23 protein-coding genes and 1 riboswitch are annotated in these 24,777 nt (G+C 39.2%); of the genes, 16 read left to right on the top strand and 7 right to left on the bottom strand.

The window, feature by feature from the left end; all coding sequences use genetic code 11:
- The first annotated feature begins 31 nt into the window (after positions 1–31).
- The gene (locus tag QUE72_RS13085) at positions 32–1,207 is read left to right on the top strand and encodes a phospholipase A (RefSeq protein ID WP_286269450.1); all 1,176 of its coding nucleotides are present in this window, start codon (positions 32–34) and stop codon (positions 1,205–1,207) included.
- 71 nt (positions 1,208–1,278) lie between these two features.
- Here QUE72_RS13085 and QUE72_RS13080 read toward each other — a convergent pair whose 3' ends face one another.
- The 3 genes from QUE72_RS13080 to cobA form a co-directional block, all read right to left on the bottom strand.
- Entirely contained in the window at positions 1,279–2,382 is a 1,104-nt protein-coding gene (locus QUE72_RS13080) for a permease (RefSeq protein WP_286269447.1), read from the bottom strand.
- Positions 2,375–2,797 carry a MerR family DNA-binding protein gene (locus QUE72_RS13075; RefSeq protein WP_074499108.1) on the bottom strand — a complete coding sequence of 141 codons (423 nt, stop codon included), beginning with the start codon at positions 2,795–2,797 and terminating at the stop codon, positions 2,375–2,377. Before QUE72_RS13075 ends, QUE72_RS13080 begins: the two co-directional genes overlap by 8 nt.
- A 120-nt stretch (positions 2,798–2,917) precedes the next feature.
- Complete coding sequence (gene cobA, locus QUE72_RS13070) at positions 2,918–3,766, bottom strand: uroporphyrinogen-III C-methyltransferase (RefSeq protein WP_286269445.1); 849 nt, start codon at positions 3,764–3,766, stop codon at positions 2,918–2,920.
- A gap of 170 nt (positions 3,767–3,936) precedes the next feature.
- Here cobA and QUE72_RS13065 point away from each other — a divergent pair, with 170 nt between their 5' ends.
- A complete protein-coding gene (locus tag QUE72_RS13065) occupies positions 3,937–6,180 on the top strand; it encodes a sensor domain-containing protein (protein ID WP_286269444.1) in 2,244 nt (747 codons plus the stop codon).
- A gap of 104 nt (positions 6,181–6,284) precedes the next feature.
- Here the strand turns inward: QUE72_RS13065 and suhB are convergent, their stop codons facing one another.
- Positions 6,285–7,088 (bottom strand): inositol-1-monophosphatase, encoded by an 804-nt coding sequence (suhB, locus tag QUE72_RS13060; protein ID WP_074499110.1) that lies wholly within the window; start codon positions 7,086–7,088, stop codon positions 6,285–6,287.
- A gap of 342 nt (positions 7,089–7,430) precedes the next feature.
- Between suhB and trmJ the strand changes: the two genes are divergently transcribed.
- The 9 genes from trmJ (at position 7,431) to fdx (ending at position 14,544) form a co-directional block, all read left to right on the top strand.
- Positions 7,431–8,156 carry a tRNA (cytosine(32)/uridine(32)-2'-O)-methyltransferase TrmJ gene (gene trmJ / locus QUE72_RS13055; RefSeq protein WP_286269441.1) on the top strand — a complete coding sequence of 242 codons (726 nt, stop codon included), beginning with the start codon at positions 7,431–7,433 and terminating at the stop codon, positions 8,154–8,156.
- 31 nt (positions 8,157–8,187) lie between these two features.
- Positions 8,188–8,994 (top strand): serine O-acetyltransferase, encoded by an 807-nt coding sequence (gene cysE, locus QUE72_RS13050; RefSeq protein ID WP_074499112.1) that lies wholly within the window; start codon positions 8,188–8,190, stop codon positions 8,992–8,994.
- A gap of 201 nt (positions 8,995–9,195) precedes the next feature.
- Positions 9,196–9,696 (top strand): Fe-S cluster assembly transcriptional regulator IscR, encoded by a 501-nt coding sequence (gene iscR / locus QUE72_RS13045; RefSeq protein ID WP_074499113.1) that lies wholly within the window; start codon positions 9,196–9,198, stop codon positions 9,694–9,696.
- A gap of 37 nt (positions 9,697–9,733) precedes the next feature.
- Positions 9,734–10,948 carry an IscS subfamily cysteine desulfurase gene (locus QUE72_RS13040; RefSeq protein ID WP_074499114.1) on the top strand — a complete coding sequence of 405 codons (1,215 nt, stop codon included), beginning with the start codon at positions 9,734–9,736 and terminating at the stop codon, positions 10,946–10,948.
- A gap of 28 nt (positions 10,949–10,976) precedes the next feature.
- Positions 10,977–11,360: a Fe-S cluster assembly scaffold IscU gene (gene iscU / locus QUE72_RS13035; RefSeq protein ID WP_074499115.1), complete on the top strand. Its 384-nt coding sequence runs from the start codon at positions 10,977–10,979 to the stop codon at positions 11,358–11,360.
- 11 nt (positions 11,361–11,371) lie between these two features.
- Positions 11,372–11,695 carry an iron-sulfur cluster assembly protein IscA gene (gene iscA, locus QUE72_RS13030; RefSeq protein WP_074499116.1) on the top strand — a complete coding sequence of 108 codons (324 nt, stop codon included), beginning with the start codon at positions 11,372–11,374 and terminating at the stop codon, positions 11,693–11,695.
- Between the two features lie 63 nt (positions 11,696–11,758).
- Entirely contained in the window at positions 11,759–12,286 is a 528-nt protein-coding gene (gene hscB / locus QUE72_RS13025; RefSeq protein WP_074499117.1) for a Fe-S protein assembly co-chaperone HscB, read from the top strand.
- 38 nt (positions 12,287–12,324) lie between these two features.
- A complete protein-coding gene (gene hscA, locus QUE72_RS13020) occupies positions 12,325–14,187 on the top strand; it encodes a Fe-S protein assembly chaperone HscA (RefSeq protein ID WP_286269440.1) in 1,863 nt (620 codons plus the stop codon).
- 18 nt (positions 14,188–14,205) lie between these two features.
- Entirely contained in the window at positions 14,206–14,544 is a 339-nt protein-coding gene (fdx, locus tag QUE72_RS13015) for an ISC system 2Fe-2S type ferredoxin (protein WP_074499119.1), read from the top strand.
- A gap of 560 nt (positions 14,545–15,104) precedes the next feature.
- On the opposite strand, the gene QUE72_RS13010 is transcribed toward fdx, so the two are convergent.
- Positions 15,105–16,781 carry a trypsin-like serine protease gene (locus QUE72_RS13010; protein WP_286269438.1) on the bottom strand — a complete coding sequence of 559 codons (1,677 nt, stop codon included), beginning with the start codon at positions 16,779–16,781 and terminating at the stop codon, positions 15,105–15,107.
- A gap of 417 nt (positions 16,782–17,198) precedes the next feature.
- Positions 17,199–17,437: riboswitch (cobalamin riboswitch) on the top strand.
- 177 nt (positions 17,438–17,614) lie between these two features.
- On the opposite strand from QUE72_RS13010, the gene QUE72_RS13005 reads away from it, so the two are divergent.
- Genes QUE72_RS13005 through cobD form a run of 5 tightly spaced genes read left to right on the top strand, consistent with a single transcriptional unit; the run spans position 17,615 to position 22,315 of the window.
- The gene (locus QUE72_RS13005; RefSeq protein ID WP_074499120.1) at positions 17,615–18,220 is read left to right on the top strand and encodes a hypothetical protein; all 606 of its coding nucleotides are present in this window, start codon (positions 17,615–17,617) and stop codon (positions 18,218–18,220) included.
- A gap of 5 nt (positions 18,221–18,225) precedes the next feature.
- Positions 18,226–19,653, top strand: coding sequence for a cobyrinate a,c-diamide synthase (locus QUE72_RS13000; RefSeq protein WP_286269437.1), 1,428 nt, complete (start codon positions 18,226–18,228; stop codon positions 19,651–19,653).
- 14 nt (positions 19,654–19,667) lie between these two features.
- Positions 19,668–20,255 carry a histidine phosphatase family protein gene (locus QUE72_RS12995; RefSeq protein WP_286269436.1) on the top strand — a complete coding sequence of 196 codons (588 nt, stop codon included), beginning with the start codon at positions 19,668–19,670 and terminating at the stop codon, positions 20,253–20,255.
- A complete protein-coding gene (locus QUE72_RS12990; RefSeq protein WP_286269435.1) occupies positions 20,255–21,259 on the top strand; it encodes a CobD/CbiB family cobalamin biosynthesis protein in 1,005 nt (334 codons plus the stop codon). Before QUE72_RS12995 ends, QUE72_RS12990 begins: the two co-directional genes overlap by 1 nt.
- Before the next feature lie 24 nt (positions 21,260–21,283).
- Entirely contained in the window at positions 21,284–22,315 is a 1,032-nt protein-coding gene (gene cobD / locus QUE72_RS12985; protein ID WP_286269434.1) for a threonine-phosphate decarboxylase CobD, read from the top strand.
- 34 nt (positions 22,316–22,349) lie between these two features.
- On the opposite strand, the gene bla is transcribed toward cobD, so the two are convergent.
- The gene (gene bla, locus QUE72_RS12980; RefSeq protein WP_407704977.1) at positions 22,350–23,207 is read right to left on the bottom strand and encodes a class A beta-lactamase; all 858 of its coding nucleotides are present in this window, start codon (positions 23,205–23,207) and stop codon (positions 22,350–22,352) included.
- A 541-nt stretch (positions 23,208–23,748) separates the two neighbouring features.
- Entirely contained in the window at positions 23,749–24,768 is a 1,020-nt protein-coding gene (locus QUE72_RS12975) for a zinc-binding dehydrogenase (RefSeq protein ID WP_074500180.1), read from the bottom strand.
- Positions 24,769–24,777: the final 9 nt, after the last annotated feature.

Genomic DNA, 24,777 nt, shown 5'->3' with positions numbered 1-24,777 from the left:
GTTTTATAGCTTAACGAAAAGGATTGTTTTAGTGCGTTATAATTTTATCATATTTTCTTTAGTATTATTGCTCAATTCAGCAATGTCGTTGGCATCTTCACAGCAAGAGTTGTTACCTTTAGAAGTTTCACCAGAAGAAGATTTTTGGGCGGAATTCTTAGAAAGTGGTCAGGCGTTTAAAGAAAAGAAATGCCAACAGAAGGGCATGTATTTTAGGTGTATTTCAGGATATGAACCCTCTTATTTTGGCTATGTTGGTCGAGACAAAAAGCATTTAGACGGTTCACACCTAGAATTTAAAGTCTCGCTAAAATACCCTCTCTGGGGAAGTTTAGTTGATTTAGGTGATGAAAATACCATTGATGAGCGTTCTCAAGCGGTCTACTTTGCTTATACAGGGCAATATGATTTTTACTTTGGTTCTCGTTATTCTGCGCCGGTCATTTCAAGGCAGCAAAATCCAGGTATCTTTTATAAGTACGAGTATGAAACGCGACAGAGTGGTTACAAAAGCTTTTCAGTGGGCTATTTTCATGAATCTAATGGCCAAGAAATAGATGATGAACGCGTATTTGATAACAAAGTCGCAGATATTTTGGACAGTATTTGCCGCGAAGAAAGTCACGAAAGCTGCTTCTCTGATGGATTTAACCAGCAGCGTGCAAATGCTATGGCAACAGATTATTTAAGCAGAGGGTGGGATTATTTAGCCGCCTCTACTAAATATACTTTAATGCATCGCCGAGACTTATTTGGCAGACGGATTGCTGTACAAACTGACTTTTATTTCACGGCAAAAGCCTATTTTAACTGGCAAGGGTTAGGAGCAGTAAAAGGGCGTGAAGAAAATATTGCCTGGCGAAAAGGTATTGATCACCCAGGTGACAATGTATATGACTATCGAACATTCCAGTTAACGGTGAACAGAAAACTTGATTATCAAGGTTGTGCCGATATTGCGAATAACGATTGTCATGGCGGAAATGGTGATAAAAATTGGTTAGATTATCTCGCAGATAACACGGAATGGAGTTTGACACTCTCGTCTGGGAATAAACTGAATAATATATCATATCGTCTTGAATTCGTGCATCATTTTGCAGGGCTTTTCCCCTTAAAATTAACGTATTTCAATGGTTACGGCGAAAATATCTCAACGTATCAATCCAAGAGCCATTATTGGATGATCGGTATTGATTTATGGTAGTTAGAATACGAGGAAGATAACAAAGCCCTAATGAATATAACATAGGGCTTTTTTTGAGATCATTTGATTGGTTATAAACTTGCGTTGATTAGCCAGCCAATAAATAGCACTTGTGGTACCGTTATCAGTGGTAAGTACAAAGCAATTTTCCAGCTTTTCATGGTGTCTTTTATCACCATCACTTCAGTATAATCAGTTGCAGCACCAGCCATTAAAAAAGTAAATGCATTACCAGGTGCATTCGCTCGTGTGACTAAATCTGCCGCAAGTGGCGTTGAACCTTCAGAGCAAACTTCAAGAATGGTCGCGGCAAGCAGGGTTAATAAAAGGCCTCCTGTAGTTGCACCAAACCACATGTTAAAGCTCTCTGGTGGTACAAATGCACGAACAACGGCTACAATCACAATGCCTACCATCACCCAGCGAAACACCATGCGAGAGCCTTTAACCCCATCAATTAACATTGACAGGCTTGCTTTCGGTGAATAATCGGCATCACGAGCTAATGTTTTAAGCGCAGCTTTGATATTAAAATTTTCAGGTATAGTGTGACTATTAGGGTTGGCAGGTAACGTACCGTTTTGTTCTAAACGGTCAAAAATATAGCCGCTAATCCAAGCAATGACTAACGATAATGCAATAAAAGCAAGTGTCCATGGTAAACCAATTAAACCAATTAAAATTAATGTTAAGGTAAAGGAATTCCATGGGCTAGCAATAATAAAAGCCATTACTTGGCCTAAACTTGCACCGCGTTCATAGAGTTTCATACCCACCATTAAAATACCGTGATTACATAGATCTAAAAATAAGCCTGCAAAGGTTGCTCTAAATAAACCTTTAGCGGTGTGTCCTTGTCCTAACGTTGCAATGACGATATCGCGTGGCACACGATTTAACCAACCAACAGCAATAACCCCTAATGCCATACCTATCCACATTGCATTCATCATTTCAACAGAGGTTTTACTAATAATGTAATACCAGTTATCAGATGGACTCTGGAACCAATAAGCAATAAAGGTTAGGGCAACAATACTGCTAGAAACCCACAGAAGCCAATCAACGCGATTTTTTTCAGTATCACAGCATGAAGAGCTGTGATTGTTGTTAACTTGCTGAACCGTTGTTGAATTCACACTCTTTTTTTCTGTTTCGTTGCAACAATTAGTCATGGTGTGCATTCTCCTTATCAAAACTTTCAATCAAATGACATACGTGATTACCTGTTGGTACGCAATCAGGTAGGTGTTGCCAGTGTTTTGTTGCCTCTTTCATGGTGAAATAGGTTTGTTGCATGGCATCGATTTTATGCTTTATTTCTGTCAGCCGTTGTTGCATGATTTCTCGCACCTTTTGACAGGGAGATTGCCCTTGCGTTGATTGTTCAATAATGAGTTTTATGTCATGTAATGAAAACCCTAACGATTTTGCTTGTACAATGAATTGTAATCGTTGCTCATCTGCAGAATTGTAATCTTTATAGTTATTTACGGGGTTTGTTGTTGGCGTTAATAAGCCAATTCTCGTGTAATACTTTACGGTATCAATATTGATATTGTTGCGAGTAGCAAGCTGCTTAACGCGCATGTGTGATCCTCAGAATGATAAAACGTGAGATAACTATAAAGCGATGAGTAACTCATTGGTCAAGAACTACTTTACGTGGTTATAAGTATTAATTAAAGTGCTGTGTTTTTAACTTTTATATCAATGGTTTGGTGGGGTTAGGTAGCCAATATTACCCAGTTCTACTTGATCGAAAATACCGACTACGTCACCAATAACGATTAACGTTGGTGGCTTTATAGCTTCTTTAATGACGGTTTCATGTAACGACTCAAGTGTGCTTCGGTAAATACGCTGTTCAGGAGTTGTGCCTTTATAAATGAGCGCAGCCGGAGTCGCCTTATCTCTACCTGCGGCGATAAGTTGTTGCGAAATGATAGGAATACTTTTTACACCCATATAAAACACAATGGTTTGCTTGCTGTTTTGTAACGTAGACCAAGGTAAATCTAATTGCCCGCAGTCTTTAACGTGACCAGTAATAAAGGTACAGCTTTGTGCGGTTTGTCGGTGCGTTAACGGAATACCTACATAGCTTGTACACGCTGAGGCTGCGGTTATTCCAGGGACAATATGGCATGCAATATCATGCTTTAAAACAAAGAGTGCTTCTTCTCCACCACGACCAAAAACAAAAGGGTCGCCACCTTTTAAACGTAGTACTTTTTTACCTGCTAATGCATGATCAACCAGTAGTTGATTTATGCCATCTTGTGGAACTCGATGTTCAGCTTGCTTTTTTCCAACATAAACTCGCTGACAATCATCAGGCAATAAAGCCATAATTTCTTGGCTAACTAATCGATCATAAACAACCACTTCTGCTTGCTGGATAAAACGGTAAGCTTGAAGTGTTAATAGATCAGGATCGCCAGGACCAGCCCCCACTAATGCGACTTCACCAGCCTGAAAGGGTTGTTTATTTTGAGGAAAATCTACTGACATGCGTAACATACAAACTAAAAAGAAGTGATTGTAGCTTTTTATCATTTAATACGCCACGCAGCGTCAAAATATTTTGTTCAATATTGCGATTAATTGCGCTAATGAACGGTCATTAAAAGAGTTTTCTATTGCAAAAGTATAGTAATGATTTAATGTTTAGTTCAAGCTCCTGCCAATGATGGGCTTTAATAATTTTTATAGATGTGGATGTAAATATGCAATTTTTGGTACGAAAATACCTACTAAAAGCTTCGCTGCTAGCAGGATTAAGTTTGTTGCTTGGATTGATGCTATCGTTATTGGTTTTTCAAGCCAATGAAAAAGTTAAAATACAAACGGTCGATGTTGTGGAACATCGATTGCCTATCTTATCTGCCATCAATGAATTAATCGCTGATTTAACAGAACAAGAGCGAATAGTTTATGAGTATTATCGCTCTAAAGAACAAGCAATATTTTTATCTTCATCACGTAATATACAGCGTACCTTCGCTATGCACTTAAGTGCATTAGAGGGACAACAAGGTATCGCACAAGAAACAAAAAATATTCAATTGCAACAGCAAGAGATCATTCAATTGTTTAATCGTTTTGATCAATTAATGGATGTTTATGAACCAGATTGGGATGCCCTAAGAGCGGTGTTAACGGCGATCTCAAACCAACGTCTGCAAATGCTTCCTACACTTAAATACATTGAAAACATTACTAAAAAACAAGTTGATGAAGGACATGTTGAAACTATTCAGCAAATTGATAAAACGGCGATGCTTGTCACTTTTTATAGTGTTTTTATTGTGGTTATAGCAGTGATTGTTGCATGGTATATCAGACAGTATATTTTGGCACAAACGAAAAGCACTAGGCTTGCACACTTTGCTCAGCGAAACCCTAACCCTATTATAAGTGTTAACAGTGAAGGTGAAGTGCTTTTTTCTAACCCAGCTTGTGAACGTTTATTAAAGCAAGAAGGTTTCGATAATAATGAGGTGACTAAACTCATTCCAAGTAATTTTTTAGCGCTAAAAGAGGTAATTGCTCGCTCGAATAATCATTATATTATTATTGAGCAAACATTGAAAAATAAAATACTGCAAGTGAGTGTTAATTGGTTAGAAGATTTCGATGTTTATGATATTCACATTAAAGATGTGACCGAACAAGTTGTTGCACAACAAGAAGTTAAGCATTTAGCTTTTACCTCACAAGAAACAGGCCTACCAAATCAATATAAATTAAAAGAAAAACTATCAGCACTTATTGAAAGTGATGTCATTTTCTCTTTAGGGGTTTTTGCGATCAGGCATTATAACGATAAAGTCGCAACTTTAGGGGGAGAAGTCACTACATCATTAATTAAATGCATTGCCAAAGTGCTGAGTAATACTAGCACTCAGCAAGTGGAGTTTTATCATCTTGGTGAAGGAGAATTTGCTGCGTTAGCACTTGATGATGAAAGTAATGCCACCTTAGTTACATTGGCAACTGAGTTAAGTAAACAAACCGAAAATGCTTTAGTAACCCGTTATGGTGAATTTTTTATAGAATTTGACTTTGGTTTTGCATCTTTTCCTGAGCATGCAACTAATAGCAATAGTCTTTTAAAGAATGTTCATATTGCGCTTGGGGTTGCTTGTCAAAGCCCTCATGAAAATTATGCTTTTTTTACCTCTGAGTTTGCCGATCGCGCAGAAAAGAGGGCTGCCATGTTAGACAACTTAAGGAATGCTGTTTTTCTTGAGGAGCTATTTCTTGTGTATCAACCGCAACTTTGCGTTAAGCAAAAAAAGATCACAGGTATAGAAACATTAGTGCGTTGGCGTCAAAACGGTAAAATTGTATCGCCGATAGATTTCATTCCGCTTGCAGAACAGTCTGGTCTGATAGTGACAATTGGGCAGTGGATTTTGCAGCAAGCTTGTTTATTCGGGCAAAGAATAATAAAACAACATAATGATGAATTGGTAGTAGCTGTGAACATTTCTCCAAGGCAGTTTTCACATCCGTTATTTATTGAAACCGTGGAGCAGGCGCTAGAAGAAAGTGGTCTTAATCCTGCGAATTTAGAGCTTGAGATCACAGAAGGCGTATTTATGCATCATGAAGTAAATACACTCAATATGATGCATAAACTTAAAAGGTTGGGGGTGCAGTTATCAATAGATGACTTTGGTACTGGTTATTCGTCGCTGAGCTATTTAAAACAGTTTCCTATTGATAAGTTAAAAATTGATCAATCATTTGTGCGAGATTGCGATAAAAACGATGAAGATAAAGCTATAATAAACACGATCATCGGGCTAGGTAAAAGTTTAGACTTAACGCTTATTGCAGAAGGAGTGGAAGAATTGGTTCATCTTGAGATTTTAACTGCAATGGAATGCGATGAAATACAAGGCTATTGGCTCAGTAAACCGTTAGAAGATGATGCCTTGATTGAATTTATTAATAACTATTGATAAATTCAATCAAGGCATCAGTAATTGAATGTTCTATACGTGTTGGACAAGTGAGTTGTTGTGTGTTGAAAACAACAACTCTTATTCTGTGTAAATGCGAGCAATTATTTACTTAACGCATCACCTAAATGTGGGCGAATATCTTTTAATATTTCTTTTAATAAACGTGGGCTACCAGCAACAATATTCCCCGAATTAGTATGATTATGGTTACCAACAAAATCAGTAATCAAACCACCAGCTTCAATCACCAATAATTCCCCCGCTGCGGTATCCCAAGGCTTTAAACCTAACTCAAAAAATCCATCAACACGACCAGCAGCAACATAAGCTAAATCTAAGGCAGCAGATCCAGCACGGCGCATATCTGCAGTTTTTACAAACAAAGCTTGAAACATATTCATGTATGCAGGCATATGTTGTTTTTGTTTGAAAGGGAAACCTGTCGCTAAAATAGCGCCAGAAAGTTCTTTGTTTTGTTTAACACGAATACGAAAGCCATTTAGTTGAGCACCTTTACCGCGACTTGCTGTAAAAAGTTCGCCACGAATTGGGTCAAATATCACCGCTTGGTCAAGTTTACCTTTTACTTTTAATGCTATAGAAACGGCAAAGTGAGGGATGCCTTTGACAAAGTTTGTTGTACCATCAAGAGGATCGATAATCCATTGGTAATCGCTGTCACTGCCGTCAGTTGCGCCAGATTCTTCGCCGATAATAGTGTGATTTGGATAAGATTTTTGTATTGTATCAATGATGGCTTGCTCTGCCATTTTGTCTATATTGGTGACAAAATCATTCGTACCTTTTAATTCAATCTCAATTTTATCTACTTGCTCAAAAGAACGAGAAATAATATTTCCAGCACTACGCGCAGCGCGCACAGCAATATTTAGCATCGGGTGCATAACAATACCTTAATAGTTTAAACAGCTTTGTAAAAGAACGAGTACAAAATCAACACTCTGATTTCGGCGGCGAATAATAGCAAATAAAATTAAGAAATGCGAGTGATTGTGAATAATGGAGAGGTTGTTTTTTGTACGGTAATCTCATGAACAAAACTTTAATAGATAATATCATCATAATTCAGAAAGATAAGCTCTATTAAATTTAGCGTATTTACGTGCTTTTTTTACCATACAGGGGTATTGTTTTTATGCTAACATTATCGACAATTTTAGCCATCTAGATAGTTAATTTGAGCAAATTAATCGCTCGGTTTGATTAAGCAAAGAGATTTTAAGGTAATGTTAGATTCTGTACGTATTGTGTTAGTAAACACTTCTGATTGTCGAAATATCGGTTCTGCAGCGCGAGCTATGAAGACCATGGGGTTAACTGAACTATATTTGGTTGATCCTATTGAGATGCCAAATGGACAAGCGCAAGCCTTGGCAGCAGGAGCTACGGACGTATTAGCAAATGCAAAAGTAGTTAAGACATTGGAAGAAGCCGTTGAAGATTGTGGTTTAGTGGTCGGTACTAGTGCTCGTTCTCGCACGTTACCTTGGCCAATGTTAGAGCCTAGAACGTGTGGCGAAAAAATGGTGACTGAAGGGCAAAAATATCCGGTTGCATTAGTGTTTGGTCGTGAAAGTAGTGGCTTGACTAACGAAGAGTTACAGTTGTGTCATTTTCATGTGCAAATTCCAGCTAACCCTGAATATAGCTCACTAAACTTAGCGATGGCTGTACAAACGTTAAGTTATGAAGTGCGTATGGCTTTTCTTGCGAGCGAAAATAAGCAATACGAAAATAATGATATTGAAGACTACCCGGTTGTAGAAGAAACAGAAAGAATGTTTGAACACTTTGAACAAGCATTAAAAGCAACAGGTTTTATCGTACCTAGTCATCCTGGATTGGTGATGACTAAATTACGTCGATTTATTAATCGCGCACGACCTGATAGTAAAGAAGTTAAAATGTGGCGTGGAATTTTATCTTCGGTTGAAAAGTCAGCCAAGAAATAATGCGTTACAGCAGTAAAAGGAAATAAAAATTATGTTTAGTCGTATCAAAGAAGATATCCAAAGTGTCTTTGATCGAGATCCTGCCGCAAGAACCACATTTGAAGTGCTTACCAATTATCCGGGCATGCATGCAATTTGGATCCATAGGCTAAGCAATAAACTTTGGCGAAATAACTGGAAGTTAATCGCGCGGATGCTTTCAACATTTTCCCGTTGGTTGACCGGTGTGGAAATTCATCCAGGGGCTAAACTTGGTCGACGTTTTTTTATTGATCATGGCATGGGTGTTGTGATTGGCGAAACCGCTGAAATTGGTGACGATGTTACCCTTTATCATGGCGTTACGTTAGGTGGAACCAGTTGGAAAGCCGGTAAACGACATCCTACGCTAGGCAATAATGTTGTTATTGGCGCAGGTGCGCAAGTGCTTGGACCTATCCGTATAGGTGAAAATGGTAAAGTAGGTTCTAACTCTGTAGTGGTAAAAGATTTACCTGATAATGCTACTGCGGTTGGCATTCCCGGAAAAATTGTTAATCCAAATAAAAATGGTACTGATGAATTACGTGAAAAAACCGCGGAAAAATTTGGTTTCGATGCCTATGCCGTCTCTGAAGATAGCCCTGATCCTGTTGCAAAAGCGATAGGTCGCTTATTAGATCATGTTCACTTAATGGACAATAAAGTCGCTGATTTATGCAAAGAAATTAATCGGATGGGTGGGGAGGTTTGTCAAGATGCTTTACCCGAATTAAGGGTAGGTGAATTCATCGAAGACGAAGCTGCCGCTGCAGCACGACGTAGAAAAAAAATAGATTCTTTCGACCCTGAAATATAATCATTAAAGCATTAGTTCAATTACTTGTTTCTTAAAAAAAGTAGAGTTCATTTCGTTGTTAAAAATACCTGAGTAAATTACTCAGGTATTCATTGCAAAATCTATAAAGGTGTGTAGAATACTTGAGTATATTGCTCAGGTATTTATTTGACTATTTTATAGGGTTATGTAGAATTGCGCGCAATTTTATTGAGGTAAAGAATGAAACTCACATCTAAAGGGCGTTATGCCGTTACAGCTATGCTTGATGTTGCTATTCATGCAGCAGACGGGCCTGTCTCTTTAGCTGACATTTCAGAACGTCAGGGGATTTCTTTATCTTACTTAGAGCAATTATTTTCTCGTTTACGCAAGCACGGACTTGTTAATAGTATTCGAGGTCCGGGTGGAGGGTATCGCCTTGGGAAATGCTCTGCTCAAATATATGTTGCTGATGTTATTTCAGCAGTTGATGAGAGTATAAATGCCACACGATGTGGCGGCAAGGGAGATTGTCAGTCAGGTGATCAATGCTTAACGCATTCATTATGGACTGACTTAAGCAATCGTATTGAAGAATTTTTACAAGGTATTTCTTTGTCTGAATTAGTAGAACAAAGAAATGTTAAACAGGTATCAAAGCGGCAAGATAACTTGCAAAAGCGTGAAGAAAAGCACGCACTTGAGACCTTGATCGCAACGAATTTAATACAAAACTGTTAGCGCAGTAATGTCGATTAAAATTGGAGACAGTTAGTCAATGAAGCTTCCTATTTATTTTGATTATTCAGCAACAACACCAGCAGATAAGCGTGTTGCTGAAAAAATGATGCAATACCTAACTACAGATGGTTGTTATGGTAATCCAGCATCACGTTCACACAAATTTGGCTGGCAAGCTGAAGAAGCGGTTGATATTGCTAGAAACCAAATTGCAGATTTATTAAATGCTGACCCACGTGAAATTGTTATAACGTCAGGCGCTACTGAGTCAAATAACCTTGCTATTAAAGGTGTTGCTAATTTCTATAGCAAAAAGGGCAAGCACATTATTACCTGTAAAACGGAACATAAAGCTGTGCTTGATACGTGTCGTGAATTAGAACGTCAAGGGTTTGAAGTAACCTATTTAGATCCTGAAGCAAACGGTTTAATTGATTTAAACAAGCTTGCTTCAGCCTTACGTGATGACACCGTATTAGTAAGTATCATGCACGTAAATAATGAAATTGGCGTAATACAAGATATTGCTGAGATTGGTGAGATGTGTCGTGCTCGTAAGATCGCGTTTCATGTGGATGCGGCACAAAGTGCCGGAAAAATCCCTTTAGACATTCAACAGTTAAAAGTTGATTTGTTGTCAATTTCTGCACACAAAATGTACGGTCCAAAAGGGATTGGCGCATTATATGTTCGTCGTAAACCTCGTATGCGCTTAGAAGCTCAAATGCATGGTGGTGGGCATGAACGTGGTATGCGTAGTGGTACTTTGCCAACACATCAAATTGTTGGTTTTGGTGAAGCGTGTCGAATCGCTAAAGAAGAAATGTCACAAGACTTAGCACACGTTACTGCTATGCGAGATCGCTTATGGGCAGGCATTGATAACTTAGAACAAGTATTTATTAATGGCGACGTTGATAAGCGTTATCCAGGCAATTTAAATGTCAGCTTCAACTTTGTTGAAGGTGAATCGCTCATCATGGCATTAAAAGATTTAGCGGTATCAAGTGGCTCTGCTTGTACATCAGCAAGTTTAGAACCATCTTACGTGTTACGCGCGTTAGGATTAAATGACGAAATGGCACATAGCTCAATTCGCTTTAGCTTTGGCCGTTTTACTACCGAAGAAGAAGTCGATCATGCTATCAGTATTATTTCAAAAGCGATTGAGCATTTACGTGAAATGTCACCGCTTTGGGAAATGTATAAAGATGGTGTTGATTTAGATTCAGTTGAATGGGTAGCGCACTAATTCGCTAGCGTTATCAGGAGAGAATATTATGGCTTACAGTGAAAAAGTAATTGATCATTATGAAAACCCTCGTAATGTGGGTTCATTTAGCAAAGAAGATCCACAAATAGCAACCGGTATGGTTGGTGCTCCGGCGTGTGGTGATGTAATGAAACTTCAATTAAAAATTACCGAAGAAGGTATCATTGAAGATGCTAAATTTAAAACTTATGGTTGTGGTTCAGCAATCGCTTCAAGTTCACTTGTGACTGAGTGGGTTAAAGGTAAGAGTATTGATGAAGCATCGGGCATTAAAAACACTGACATCGCTGAAGAGTTAGCGTTACCGCCAGTGAAAATTCATTGCTCAATTCTAGCGGAAGATGCTATCAAAGCAGCGATTGAAGATTACCGTACTAAGCACGGTGAATAGGTAGGCATTGAATGACTATTTCAATGACTCCAGCCGCTGCAGAACGTGTCAGGTCTTTTGTTACAAATCGTGGTAAAGGGCTTGGCTTACGTTTAGGCGTAAAAACAACGGGTTGCTCAGGCTTAGCTTATGTACTTGAATTTGTAGATGAGCTTAACGATGACGATCAAATGTTTGAGGTTGATGACGTCAATATCATCATTGACGGTAAGAGCCTTGTTTACCTTGATGGCATTGAATTAGACTTTGTCAAAGAAGGGTTAAATGAAGGTTTTAAATTCACAAACCCTAATGCCAAAGGTGAATGTGGTTGTGGCGAAAGCTTTAATGTGTAACGTTTAAGCTTTCTGCTACCGATCAAATATCCTCTGATAATCAACCTAAATTAAGTGGTAAATGTGAACTATTTTGAAATATTCGGGCTTGAAGAAAAATTTTCGCTTGAACTGAATACCTTAACAGAACGTTATCAAACCATTCAAAAAAGTGTGCACCCTGATCGCTTTGCTCATGCAAGCAATCAAGAGAAATTACTTGCTGCAAAAAAATCTACATTGATAAATGATGCTTATCAAACGTTAAAAAATCCATTAAGTCGCGCTGAATATATGCTTGAATTACGAGATGTCTCGTTACCTAACGAGCAGGCGTCATTTAGTGATAATGCCTTTTTGATGAGACAAATGGAACTACGCGAAATGCTTGCAGAAGTAAAATTTGCTGATAATGTTGAAAGTGCTGTTTTTGAAGCGTCACAAGTATTAGAAGTTGAATTTGAGCAGCACTTCAAAGCAATGCAAGTTGCCCTAATTGATAATACAGAAGCATCAAACAAGCAAGCAAGTGAATTGCTTCGTAAGCTTAAATTTTACCAAAAATTACATGTAGAGTTAGATCGTTTAGAAGACTTATTGTTTGACGATTAACTGACTCACGTAAACCGACAAAATTAAAGAGCTCAAACATGGCGTTATTACAGATTGCAGAACCAGGCCAAAGTACTGTACCTCATGAACATAAATTGGCAATAGGTATTGATTTAGGTACAACCAATTCATTGGTCGCCACGGTTAAAAGTGGTTTAGCAGAAACAATTTCTGATGATAAACAACGTGATATTTTACCTTCCGTTGTCAGCTACCAAGAAACAGAAACCCTTGTTGGTGATGAAGCAAAGGCATTTTCTATTTCTGATCCTGAAAACACCATTGTTTCAGCAAAGCGCTTAATTGGCCGCTCATTAGCAGATATTCAAACCAAATATCCTTCACTTCCTTATCAGTTTTGTGGTGATGACTCTCATCCAAGCATTCAAACGCGAAGTGGTACGATAAACCCTGTACAAGTGTCTGCACAATTATTACAACACTTAGGCCAGCGAGCAGAACAAGCCCTTGGTGGCGAGTTAACAGGCGCTGTTATCACAGTGCCTGCATACTTCGATGATGCTCAACGCCAAAGTACTAAAGATGCAGCAAAGCTTGCAGGTTTAAATGTACTTAGGTTATTAAACGAACCGACAGCTGCTGCGGTAGCCTACGGGTTAGATAGTAAACAAGAAGGGGTTATTGCCGTTTATGATTTAGGCGGTGGTACCTTTGACATCTCCATTTTACGTCTTAATAAAGGTGTGTTTGAAGTACTCGCAACCGGTGGTGATTCTGCCCTTGGTGGTGATGACTTTGATCAGGTCTTAGTTGATTTTATTATTGAACGTGCAGGGCTGTCACGCCCACTTTCTACTTCTGTCGAGCGCCAATTATTAGAACAAGCAACGCAAACCAAAGAAGCGCTTTCATCAAGTGAAACACATAAAATATCAGTACCTCTTACCAATGGCGATGATTGGCAAGGTGAGATTCACAAAGCAGAATTTGAACAGCTGATACAGCCTTTGGTGAGTAAAACCATGAGAGCCTGTCGTAGAGCATTAAAAGATGCAGATGTTAGTGCTGCTGAAGTGAAAGAAGTGGTGATGGTGGGCGGTTCTACTCGTGTACCATTGGTAAGAACTGATGCAGAGAGCTTTTTCAAGCGAACACCACTCACCTCAATTGATCCTGATAAAGTTGTGGCAATAGGTGCTGCCATTCAAGCAGATATTCTTGCCGGTAACAAACCCGATAGTGATGTACTGTTACTTGACGTGATCCCATTATCGCTCGGTTTAGAAACCATGGGCGGTCTGGTTGAAAAAGTGATTGCTCGTAATACCACCATTCCTGTCGCTAAAGCGCAAGAGTTTACCACTTTCAAAGATGGCCAAACGGCAATGGCGATACATGTGTTACAAGGTGAACGTGAACTTGTTGATGACTGCCGCTCACTAGCACGATTTGAGCTTCATGACATTCCACCTATGGCAGCAGGTGCTGCACATATTCGTGTAACCTTTAAGGTAGATGCCGACGGTTTACTTGCTGTGACAGCAATGGAAAAATCAACGGGTGTTGAAGCAAGTATTGAAGTTAAACCTTCTTTTGGATTAGCAGATAACGAAATCACAGAGATGCTACATGCATCTGTTGCTAATGCCCAAGAAGATATGCAAGCGCGTATGTTAAAAGAGCAACAAGTTGAAGCTGCTCGAGTGATTGAATCTGTTAACGCAGCGCTCGCTGCTGACAGCCACTTATTGTCAGCCGATGAAGTAGCTGCTATCGAGAAAGTACTGGCTGAATTAGCGAAAGTTAGTCAAGATCAAAGTGCTGATGCGGTTGAAGCGGTGATAGAAAAAGTAAATGTGAAAACAGCGGCCTTCGCAGAACGCAGAATGGACGCTTCGATTAATAAAGCCTTGTCAGGCCACACGGTTGACGACTTATAGAAGAGTAAAGAGACAATCATGCCAAAAATTATCGTATTACCTAATGAAGATTTATGCCCTGATGGTGCAGTATTAGAAGCAGAAGCAGGTGAAAGTGTGTTAAATGTCGCGTTAAAGAATGACATTGATATTGAACATGCTTGTGAGAAAGTATGTGCATGTACCACTTGCCATGTGATTATTCGTGAGGGCTTTGACTCTTTAGACGAGAGTGACGAACTTGAAGACGACATGCTAGACAAAGCTTGGGGCTTAGAACCTGAGTCACGTTTAGGTTGCCAAGCCATTGTAGCCGATGAAGATTTAGTGGTTGAAATTCCGAAATACACTGTAAATATGGTGTCTGAAAATCACTAAGCCAATTAGCGCTGAATAATAAAAGGTAATAGCAGTGATGTTATTACCTTTTTTCGTGATAGGTCAAAATACCTTTAAGCCTATCGAGTGTTCTGTGTAGAACTGGTTAAAAGTGATCTCTAACACCAATGAACGATAGCATGAACCTTTTTACGTTAAACCAATTGGGTTAATTAATTACCTATTTTTATCGTCTCTATCGCGCATAAAGTTATTGACCTTTGAGCGTTAGGTATAGAGCTATTCCAATTTCGTCTCTATTGATTAATAAAGTTTTCTTTCTTTTGAAGTATTTATTGGTGAGCGTATTTAGTCATCATTGCTAGACCTGCCTTTAGTGAATTTAACTCTAGTAGGTAAGGCTTCAAGGTAATAAAGGATTAGTTTTCAATTCTAAATTATTAAGTGATTTACCACCGAAACTTGGTGAGAAATTAAACCAAGAAAACTCTATGGAGACCTGATCTATAAATGGGGTGGTTATAGCGTGGTAAAAGTGAACACAAGATAACAGTTTGTGTGGATACCAATTGATACCCACACGCTTGATGTAGTTTGTGTTATTGACAACTACCTTGATCGGTCCAGACCTCCCATTGACCTGAGTTTTGGGCTGGATTCTGGCCTTGACTCCACCAGTTAGCTTGATACTTTCGTCCTTGATGTGATACCTGTTCGCCACTTAAGTAAACCGTACTAACTTGCCAGGCTGGCACGCCATTACAGCCAGTATTACCACCGTCTGAAACATTAAGGCTCTGACTGGTAGTATTACTCAGGCCCTGTTCGTCGCTAACAGTAAGGCTGACTGTATACGAGCCAGCTTGTGCATAGCTATGAGTTGGGTTTGGTTGAGTAGAAGTATTGCCATCTCCAAAATTCCACAAATAGGTAACCACAGCTTGATCATCGCTGGATTGATCGGTAAAGCTGACAGTAAGAGCATTTACTGCAGCTGAAAATTGCGCTACAGGTGGAGTATTACTCCCACCATCACCGTCACACTGCTCTAAACGCTTCCATACATTGGTGTAAATATGCGGTGCAGCCCCAGTAGACCACCAGATCGCTTCATATTTATCACCTTGATGCGCGACGTTGTCACCTAATGCATAGCTTTGACTGGCACTCCAAGTAGTTAGACCATCACAATCAGGAGGAGTAACATCACCAACAGTTACTGACTGGCTGGTGGTGTTCGTTTTACCTCCGGTATCGGTAACTTGAAGTGTGACTGTATAAGTACCTTGATTATCATATGTATGACTAGGATCAGATTGATTGGTAGAGCTACCGTCACCGAAATTCCAACTAGAAGAAGCAATACCGCTGTCATCTGTAGATGTGTTAGTAAAGTTGACTGTATAACCGTTAATAGAGCTAGTAAAACTGGCAACGGGAGCAGGATTAGGATCAGGATCACCGGCGCTCACGCCAGTTTTGTCTTCTATCCAGTCAAGATAGCTAGTAGTTCGAGTAAATACTGATGCTCCACTACAGCTTTTGCCCCAACTCACCGTACCGATGTTGTAAAAATTACCGTTAGCACTCACGGCATATGGCCCACCACTGTCGCCATTACAGGCTGATCTGCCACCTTCACCACCACCGCAAATGACGGAAGAAGGAATATTTGAATTTAACTGACTGCTACACTGGCTATTGGTAATAACAGGCAATGGTGCCTCACGCAATACTTCACTAGGAGTGCCACGGTTGTAGGTTAATCCCCAGCCAGATACGACTGGATAATCGCCAATACTCGCATACTGTTGTTCTATTTCCAGCGTTGGTAACAATGCTGGTTCCTGTGAAGCTGGGCTGGCTAGACGTAAAACGCCTATATCATAGCCTGAGACTATACTGCCTGCACCACGCCAATATTCATGCACGATAATTTGGCTAACTCGGATCACCTGACCATCGCCTCCATTGCGTCGATGTGCGCCAACCCTTACGGTGAGGTTACTCGTTGACGCTCTATCTAAACAATGTGCTGCAGTTAACACCCAATTAGGACTTATTAGTGTGCCGCCACACCCTTGTTGACCGCTCATTAGCAAGGCTACTTGATAAGGGCGAGAATAAGGAATAGTTTCTGTGCCACCGACAACATGGGGGGTAACATCATCTAATGTCTGTGCGTAAAGAGGGCTGCTTAATAACCCCGTTGTTAGTGTTAAACCAACTGCAGCTTTGGCCAATTGTCGGTTTAACGAACTTTGTCTCTGATACATTTTTTGTTCCTTCTTATCGTTGTAATTGAAACACCTTGACCGCTACAGTTAACAAATATGTAACAAAGTGTATCTTAGATAGTATCTGTGATTATAATTTGCGCAACATTATTGACACAAATAACCTTCATTATTTTATTGTTAGTTAATACGTTGATAAATAAGTATTAAAATTTTATGTAAAATATTGGTTACAATATGTTGTAAGATTTTTATTACAGTAGGAGCAAATGAGTTTAATGAAAGTGTTCTTATTGGGGTAACAGAAAATCTTGTTCTGAACGTCTTTTGTGCTCAACGTATTAAATTAACCAAAGTAATAACGCGAACATATTATTGCTTTTGTTAGTATGAAATACCTGAATAATTACTTACGTTTTAACCTATTAACTATTGAACAAAGCCTTGCTATCACGTAGTATTTGCGCTGATTTAGGTGTCTTCAATGTATATATCATACCGAATGAATATTACCCATTGAAGGTGAAACGTGAAACTGGTGAGAACCCAGTACTGCCCCCGCAACGGTAACTGTGAGCAGCAACAAAAACCACTGTATTTAGCAACGATTCATTACGTAAGATTCGTGAATATGGGAAGGTGTTGCAAACGCGATGAACAGGAGTCCGGAGACCGGCCTAAATGATACTCGACAACTGCGGTGGGCGGTATTCAGGGCTGTAAATGGTGTTGATAATACGTAAATAAATATGCATCTTACGTAACACTGTATTTAACGTAGATGTTAATCACCCTCAACGTTAAATTGCTTCACCCATTCTCAACTTTGATTTCAAACACCGTGAAACTTAATTTTCAATAACGGGAATGTTATGAAATCAGTTAATACCACTTATTCGAAGAGTTTATTCATTGGGATATTTATTACCCTAATTTTACTTATGCTTGCTACCCGCACGCATCATTTTTCTAGTTTAAATCATCTGCCAAGCGCCTCAATTGCAATTTTTTTCTTAGCGGGTATGTACCTACGTAACATTAGTGTTTTTTGGTTCTTTTATCTTTTAACCGTAGGCATCGATCTTGGTTCATCTTATTTCCGAGGACAATTTGGTGACTGCATCACCACTTCTTACCCTGCATTGGTGCTAAGTTATGGTGTCATGTTTATGGTTGGCTACTATACAAAGCCAAAATGGCAAGAAGGCTCTTTATTCAATAACGTACTTAAGGTTGCGTTGGGGTTATTCATCGCAAGCACAATTGCATTTTTTATCTCCAATGGTAGTTATTATACGTTATCCGGTAAATTTACTGATTTATCGTGGGCTGAATACGCAACCCGTGTTGATAAGTATTACTTACGCTATCTTTCTAACCCTATGGTTTACGTGATATGCGCACTTATCATAGATGTTATTATTCGTCATTTCTTTACTGAAAAGTCTATAGCAGTAATAGACAATAAAAGGGCATAGCTATAATGACGAAAAAAGTAAAGCTCGATAAACAAACACCGCTCTTTCAAACAAATTCTAGTGATAATAAGGGTGCTAAGGTCAGTTGCTCAGCATTAATTATCGCGGCTCCTCATTCCGGCAGTGGTAAAACTACTGTTACTGCGGCGTTAGCACGTTATCACCGTAATCAAGGGCGTAAGGTTACAGTGTTTAAAGTGGGGCCAGATTTTATAGACCCGATGATTTTACGACAGGCCAGCGGTGAACTTGTTTATCAATTAGACTTATGGCTCGTTGGTGAACAGGGCTGCCAAGAATTACTTTATCGAGCCGCTTTACAGTCAGATCTAATTTTAATTGAAGGCGTTATGGGGTTATTTGACGGCACACCAAGCAGTGCCGATTTAGCAACCTATTTTAATATCCCTGTACTTGGTGTGATTGATGCAAAAGCAATGGCACAAACCTTTGCGGCAGTCACTCATGGTTTAGCAAATTACCGGCCTGAATTGCCCTTTGCTGGAGTCATCGCAAATCGCGTAAATAGCGATAGACACGCTGAATTGTTAGCAGAAAACCTGTCTGGGGAATATCGCTTTTATGGGCGGTTACCCACTGATAAGTTGATTACGCTTCCCGAACGTCATTTAGGGTTAGTACAAGCGAAAGAACTTAGTGGTATTGATCAGCAATTAGATAAAGCGGCTGACCATATAGCGGATACAAAGTTAACAGATTTACCTGCTAAAGTTGATTTTTATAACATAGAAAATAATAGTCAATATGATCTTATTAAAGGTGCTTTGGTTGGAACAACTGTTGTTATAATCAAAGACCATGCCTTTAGTTTTATTTATGCTGCCAATATAGCTTTTTTACAGCAAGCGGGTGCCGAAATTGTTTTTTGTTCAGCACTTGAAGATAAGCGATTGCCAAGTGGTGATATTTTGTATGTTCCAGGGGGCTACCCTGAACTATATGCTGAGCAATTGATGAACAATACATTATTCATTCATGATGTGAAATGCTTTGCAACAAGTGGCAAGCCTATTCTCGCTGAATGTGGCGGGATGCTGTATCTTTTAGAACAACTGACAGATCTCAAAGGTCAAACTTACACAATGGCAGATGTAATGCCGGGTAAAGCGAAAATGCAAGATAAGCTCGCAGCAATTGGTTCGCAATGGGTTGAGTTACCTTTGCAGCCTGGTGGCACATTACAAAATAATGTTATGCGTGGTCATAGTTTTCATTATTCTTGTGCAGAGGTAAGTCTTGAACCTTGGTGTCAAACTATTCATCATCCCAGTGAGCGAGCAGGGGAGTTTGTATATCGGAGCAACAATATTCTTGCGTCTTACATGCACTGGTATTTTCCTAGTAACCCGCAACTAGCATTACAATTTTTTAGTAAGACGAGTGATATTGGTGGTAATGTTAAAGATGTATAGAAAATAGTTTTATAATGATAAAAACGGTATTTTTTTTAGCACGACATGGTGAAACGTATTGGAATAAAGCAATGCGTTTTCAAGGGCATTTAGATAGTGCTTTAACTGAGTTAGGTCAGTGGCAATCACATCAACTAGCTCAGCAAGTAAAGATGAATAATATTGATATAATTTATTCGTCGCCGCTTGGGCGAGCACAGGCTACAGCAAAAATTTGTCAAAAGATACTGAACAGACCTTATCAAGTCGAATCTGATTTAATTGAACGAAACTTAGGTTTATGGCAAGGGCAACGTGTTGAAGAAGTGGCTTTACATCCTGATTATGATGAAATATTGCAACAATTCAGTAAGCTTTCTTCTCACGGTGGAGAAAGCGCTATTGCATGTAGTGAGAGGATTCAACGGAAACTTCATCAGGTAGCTAAACACTATAGTGGCGCTAAAATATTGGTCATTTTTCATGGGGAAGCACTCAGGTGCTTTTTAGCTGGATTAGGTAAAGTGTCAAAGGCCAATGCTTATGAGCAATTTCAAAATGGTTGTATGCTCAAGCTTGCTCATCACACCGAGCCACCATATTTTTACATAGAAAGTGAATAATGATGGCTGAATGGTTAACGACTGTTGACACACTATTTCATCCGTTTAGTGTCTCACTAACGTTGTTATTGGCATTACTGTTAGATGCTTTATTTGGTGAAGCTAAACACTTTCATTATTTAGTTGGTTTTGGGTATTTAAGCGACGTAGTAGAATTAACATTAAACCCAAATAAAGCGGCATTAGATAACGTTGAACATCCTTTGATACGCAGTCGCTATGCGGTTTTCCTTGGCTTTATTGCTTGGCTTTTTTTAGTACTTCCTTTATCTGTTATTTATTATTTTTGGCTTAATGACTTTGACTGGTATGGTCAAATTGTTGTTGATGCTTTTATCCTTTATCTCGCGTTAGGCGGTCGAAGCTTGAAAGAGCATGCAATGCAAGTGTATAGACCATTACTCAAAGGAGATATGAAAAGTGCTCGCCAATTCACTGGCTACTTGGTCAGCAGAGAAACCGAAACACTTTCAGACAATGAAATGTCGAGAGCGACAGTTGAGTCTGTGTTAGAAAATGGGCACGACAGTGTAATAGCGTCATTAACTTATTATGTTATTGGTGGCATTCCACTAGTGATAATCCATCGCTTAGCCAATACGTTAGACGCCATGTGGGGTTATAAAACAGCTAGATATTTATCTTTTGGTTTCGCTAGCGCACGTTTGGATGACCTATTAGGGTTTATATCGGGTAAAATATGTACTGTGTTATATGCAATGCAAGGTTCGTTTATTTTGGCGCTTAAAAACGCTTATCAACAAGGTAATCAATATAAAAGTCATAATGGCGGCTGGGTTATGTCAGCGGGTGCTACAGTGCTTTGTCGTGTGATTGGAGGGAAGGCAAGCTATCATGGTGATAGTTTATGTTCTCCAATCATGGGGATAGGTCAACCTGTTAATATTGATGATATTCCTCGTAGTACTGATCTAGTTAAACGAGCCAGCATTGGCTTTGTTTTAATAGTGTTTGGTTATCAGCTAGTCACATATTTTTATTAAACCATTACTTACAAGGTTACATTCATGGCTTTAATTCATGGTGGACAACTTAGACAGGTCGCGAATGATTACAACATTCCAATACATGATTGGTTAGATTTATCTACAGGTATTGCCCCCTTTAGTTATCCAATCCCAAACATACCCGGTATTGCGTGGCAACAGTTACCTCAATTCTCGCCTGCTTTACACGACGCAGCACTGCAATATTATCAATGTGCCAATATACTCGTCAGTAGTGGAAGTCAGTCACTTATTAGTATATTACCCACATTGTGGATGAAAAAGAACCCTCTTTCAACGAGTGTTTTTTTACCCATTAAGGGCTACAAAGAGCATGCCCAAGCATGGAAAAATATGGGGTTTGAGCTTCAATGGTATGACGATGAATTACCCGCATTAGCACAATTACCGCAGCATTGTGTATTAGTGGTGATCAACCCTAATAACCCAACAGGTAAATTATTTAGCCGAGAAACGTTAAAGCAATATCAACAATCCATCAGCAATCGTCAAGGACTGTTTGTTATTGATGAAGCGTTTATGGATGTGGTCACGCCAAGTCAGTCAATGTCTAAACACATTAATGATAGTAATACAGTCGTACTTAAGTCATTTGGAAAATTTTTTGGTTTAGCGGGGATCCGGATCGGCTTTATCATTGCCAATCCATTGTGGCTAACTTCTTTTGCAGAACATTTAGGACCTTGGCAGGCAAACGGGCCTGCTCAGCGTATTGCTGAACATGCTTTGCAAGATTTTGTCTGGCAAAAACATCAAAAGGAGATGCTTTCGCAACAACGCCAAGCATTAACAAAGCTATTATTCAGCCATTTTGGTGATGTGATTAATGGCACTGATTTATTTCTAACGGTGAGTTTAGAAAAACAAAATCAGGCAGTGAACATTTATAAGGGTTTATGTAAACAAGGGGTTTATGTGCGATTGACCGATGAGCAGCAATCACTACGTTTTGGTATACCTAAGCCAGAAGATATGGAACGATTGTCGCAGTCACTTAGCAACGTAATGTTATCTATTTCAGAATTATGCTGAGTTTATTGCCGCGAGAAGGTGCAAGGAATACTTGTTAGTTATTGTTTTTCTGATAAAAGGTAAAAATACTCTCGCCAATAGCTGCAATGGCTTTATTTCGCTCTTTCATCGTCCCTTCGGTTTGCGTTAAATAAATTGAAATAATAAGTGGCGTTTGATCTTTTGACCAAACAACTGCAGTTATAGCTCGAGAACCATAGCCTCCGGCGCCCGAACGATCTGCAATTGACCAATGCTCAGGAAGTACTGAGCGTAATAGGCTTGCTGTGACTTTGTTATCAATCATCCACTGCGTTAACTGTGCTTTTGACGGATCTTTTAATATATTGCCAAATAATAACGTGTGTAAAGATTTAACCATGGCAATAGGAGAGGTAGTATCCCTTTTATCATTTTTGAGAGCTTGGTTTAACTCGGGTTCTATACGATCTAACCTCGTAACATTATCGCCAATATCACGCATAAATTTTGTTAATGCTGTAGGTCCTTTTATCCCTGCTAGTATAATGTTAGCTGCGGTATTATCACTCATCGTCATGGTAGCAGAACAAGCCTGTTTTAGTGACATTTTCTTACCAACCATGTGCTTTGTTACAGGGGACCAATATACTAAATCGCTTTTAGTGATTAACGTTGATGAATCAAAAGATTGCACGCCTTTTTCAACATCAGCGAGTAACTTTGCGCATGCGAGCACTTTAAATGTGCTCATTAAGGGGAAACGAGAATTGCCGTTATAATGCCATAAGCTTTGTTTTTCTACATCGAAAATAGCAACACCAAAATCTGCGTTAAGTAGGCGTTCTTGTTTTTTGATTTGATTTACTATGATGCTTTCCTGTGAAGAAAAAGCGATAGAAATATGGCTAAATAACGCAAGTAATATAGTAATACATGTGCGGTTATACGGTGTGGTAAAAAATTTCATCATGTTTCTCTTGTTATTGTTACTATGGCGTGTTGATTTTCTAAGGCAGTTTCACTTATTTATGGGGTACAACCTCATTACATAAGTTCAGTCTCGTATAAACACCAAATATAACTTGCCCTAGATACCTTAGTTGGTTTTTATATGAAACACCTTAAAAAGTTCAGCACGCTCTAAATTGTATTACTATACAGGCATGTGATGGGAATATTATGTTCAACTAATGATCAATCATGACAAAATATGGCAAGTTATTTATGAACATATTAATGTGTACTGGTTATCCCGAGCTCAAGTTGATTAGGCGTTTAAACTCGCCCTTTGGGAGCGTGTTAGAGGCGCGATAATTACGCAAAACGTGTTTGATGTAGAACAACTATACCTGCACACGTTTCGCTTATTCTCCCACCTCTGACATCGCTCTGAACTGACTTAATCTTTATGCGAATTGGTATAACTTTAAGAACCAGTACTTTTTCTGAAGCTGGTTGTTGTTAAGTGAAGGCTATAACGTAACAATTTGTTTGCCTGTAAAACCACCCGCTAATTGTGTTCTAAGCGCTGATGAAATAGCTTCTGCTTGAAAATCTACGTGATGGATTTCAGGGAGTTTAATTGATCCATCAGCAACACCATCAAGCAGCAATTTACTCATAAAGCTCATGTGTTGTTGGGCACAAAGGCTATTTTCGAGCCATGCGCCACCTAAAGAAACAATACTAATGTTTGGTGCTTTTTTGAATAATAATACTTGAGGTAAATCGGGTAAAGGCTGTAAACAAGCGATTCTGCCACAAAACCTCATTAATTCTAAATTTCGAATGGTGGCATCGCCACCTACTGAATCTAGTATGGCATCAAAGCCTTGTGGTCCAAGTTGGTGGCAAATATTATGACAAAGCTTTTTGTCTCGGTAATCAAATACAGCATCAGCACCTAAACACTTTAAACGTTTATGATTATGCTTGGCTGCAGTGGTGAAAACGTCTGCTCCGCGTTGCTTTGCAAACTGAATTGCAAAATGACCAACAGCACCTGCTCCAGCCTCAATTAATAAGGTATCACCCTCGATGATTTGTAATTTATCTAAGGCGATTAATGCTGTCATGCCTGCACAGGGCAAGGTAGCAGCTTGATATGGCTCAACGCTTTCAGGTACAACAGATACCGCATAATTTGGTACTGTTGTGTATTCACTTAGCACTCCTTGATCCGCTAAGCTAGCGTGCCACATTACTCGGTCACCAATGGTGGGAAAAACACCTTTTGGGGCATCTACTACAGTACCCACTGCATCTAAGCCTAAAATATGTGGGTACTGCCATTGGCAAAAGCCTTTTTGGGCATATTGCCCATCTAACGGATTAAGCCCTACATACTCCACTTTGATTAATAACTCATTTCCTGTACGTGTTGGTGTTGGCCATTGTACAGCGGCTAATGAGAGTTGCTCATTAGGTTTCTCTAAAACAATGGCTTTCATCGTGTCAGAAAGGTTATTTTGTAAGGTGGTTACATTAGGCATAATTTACTC

Origin of the sequence: Thalassotalea hakodatensis, assembly GCF_030295995.1 — a bacterium.
Lineage (GTDB): Bacteria > Pseudomonadota > Gammaproteobacteria > Enterobacterales > Alteromonadaceae > Thalassotalea_C > Thalassotalea_C hakodatensis.
This window is presented reverse-complemented; position numbering and strand designations above follow the sequence as displayed.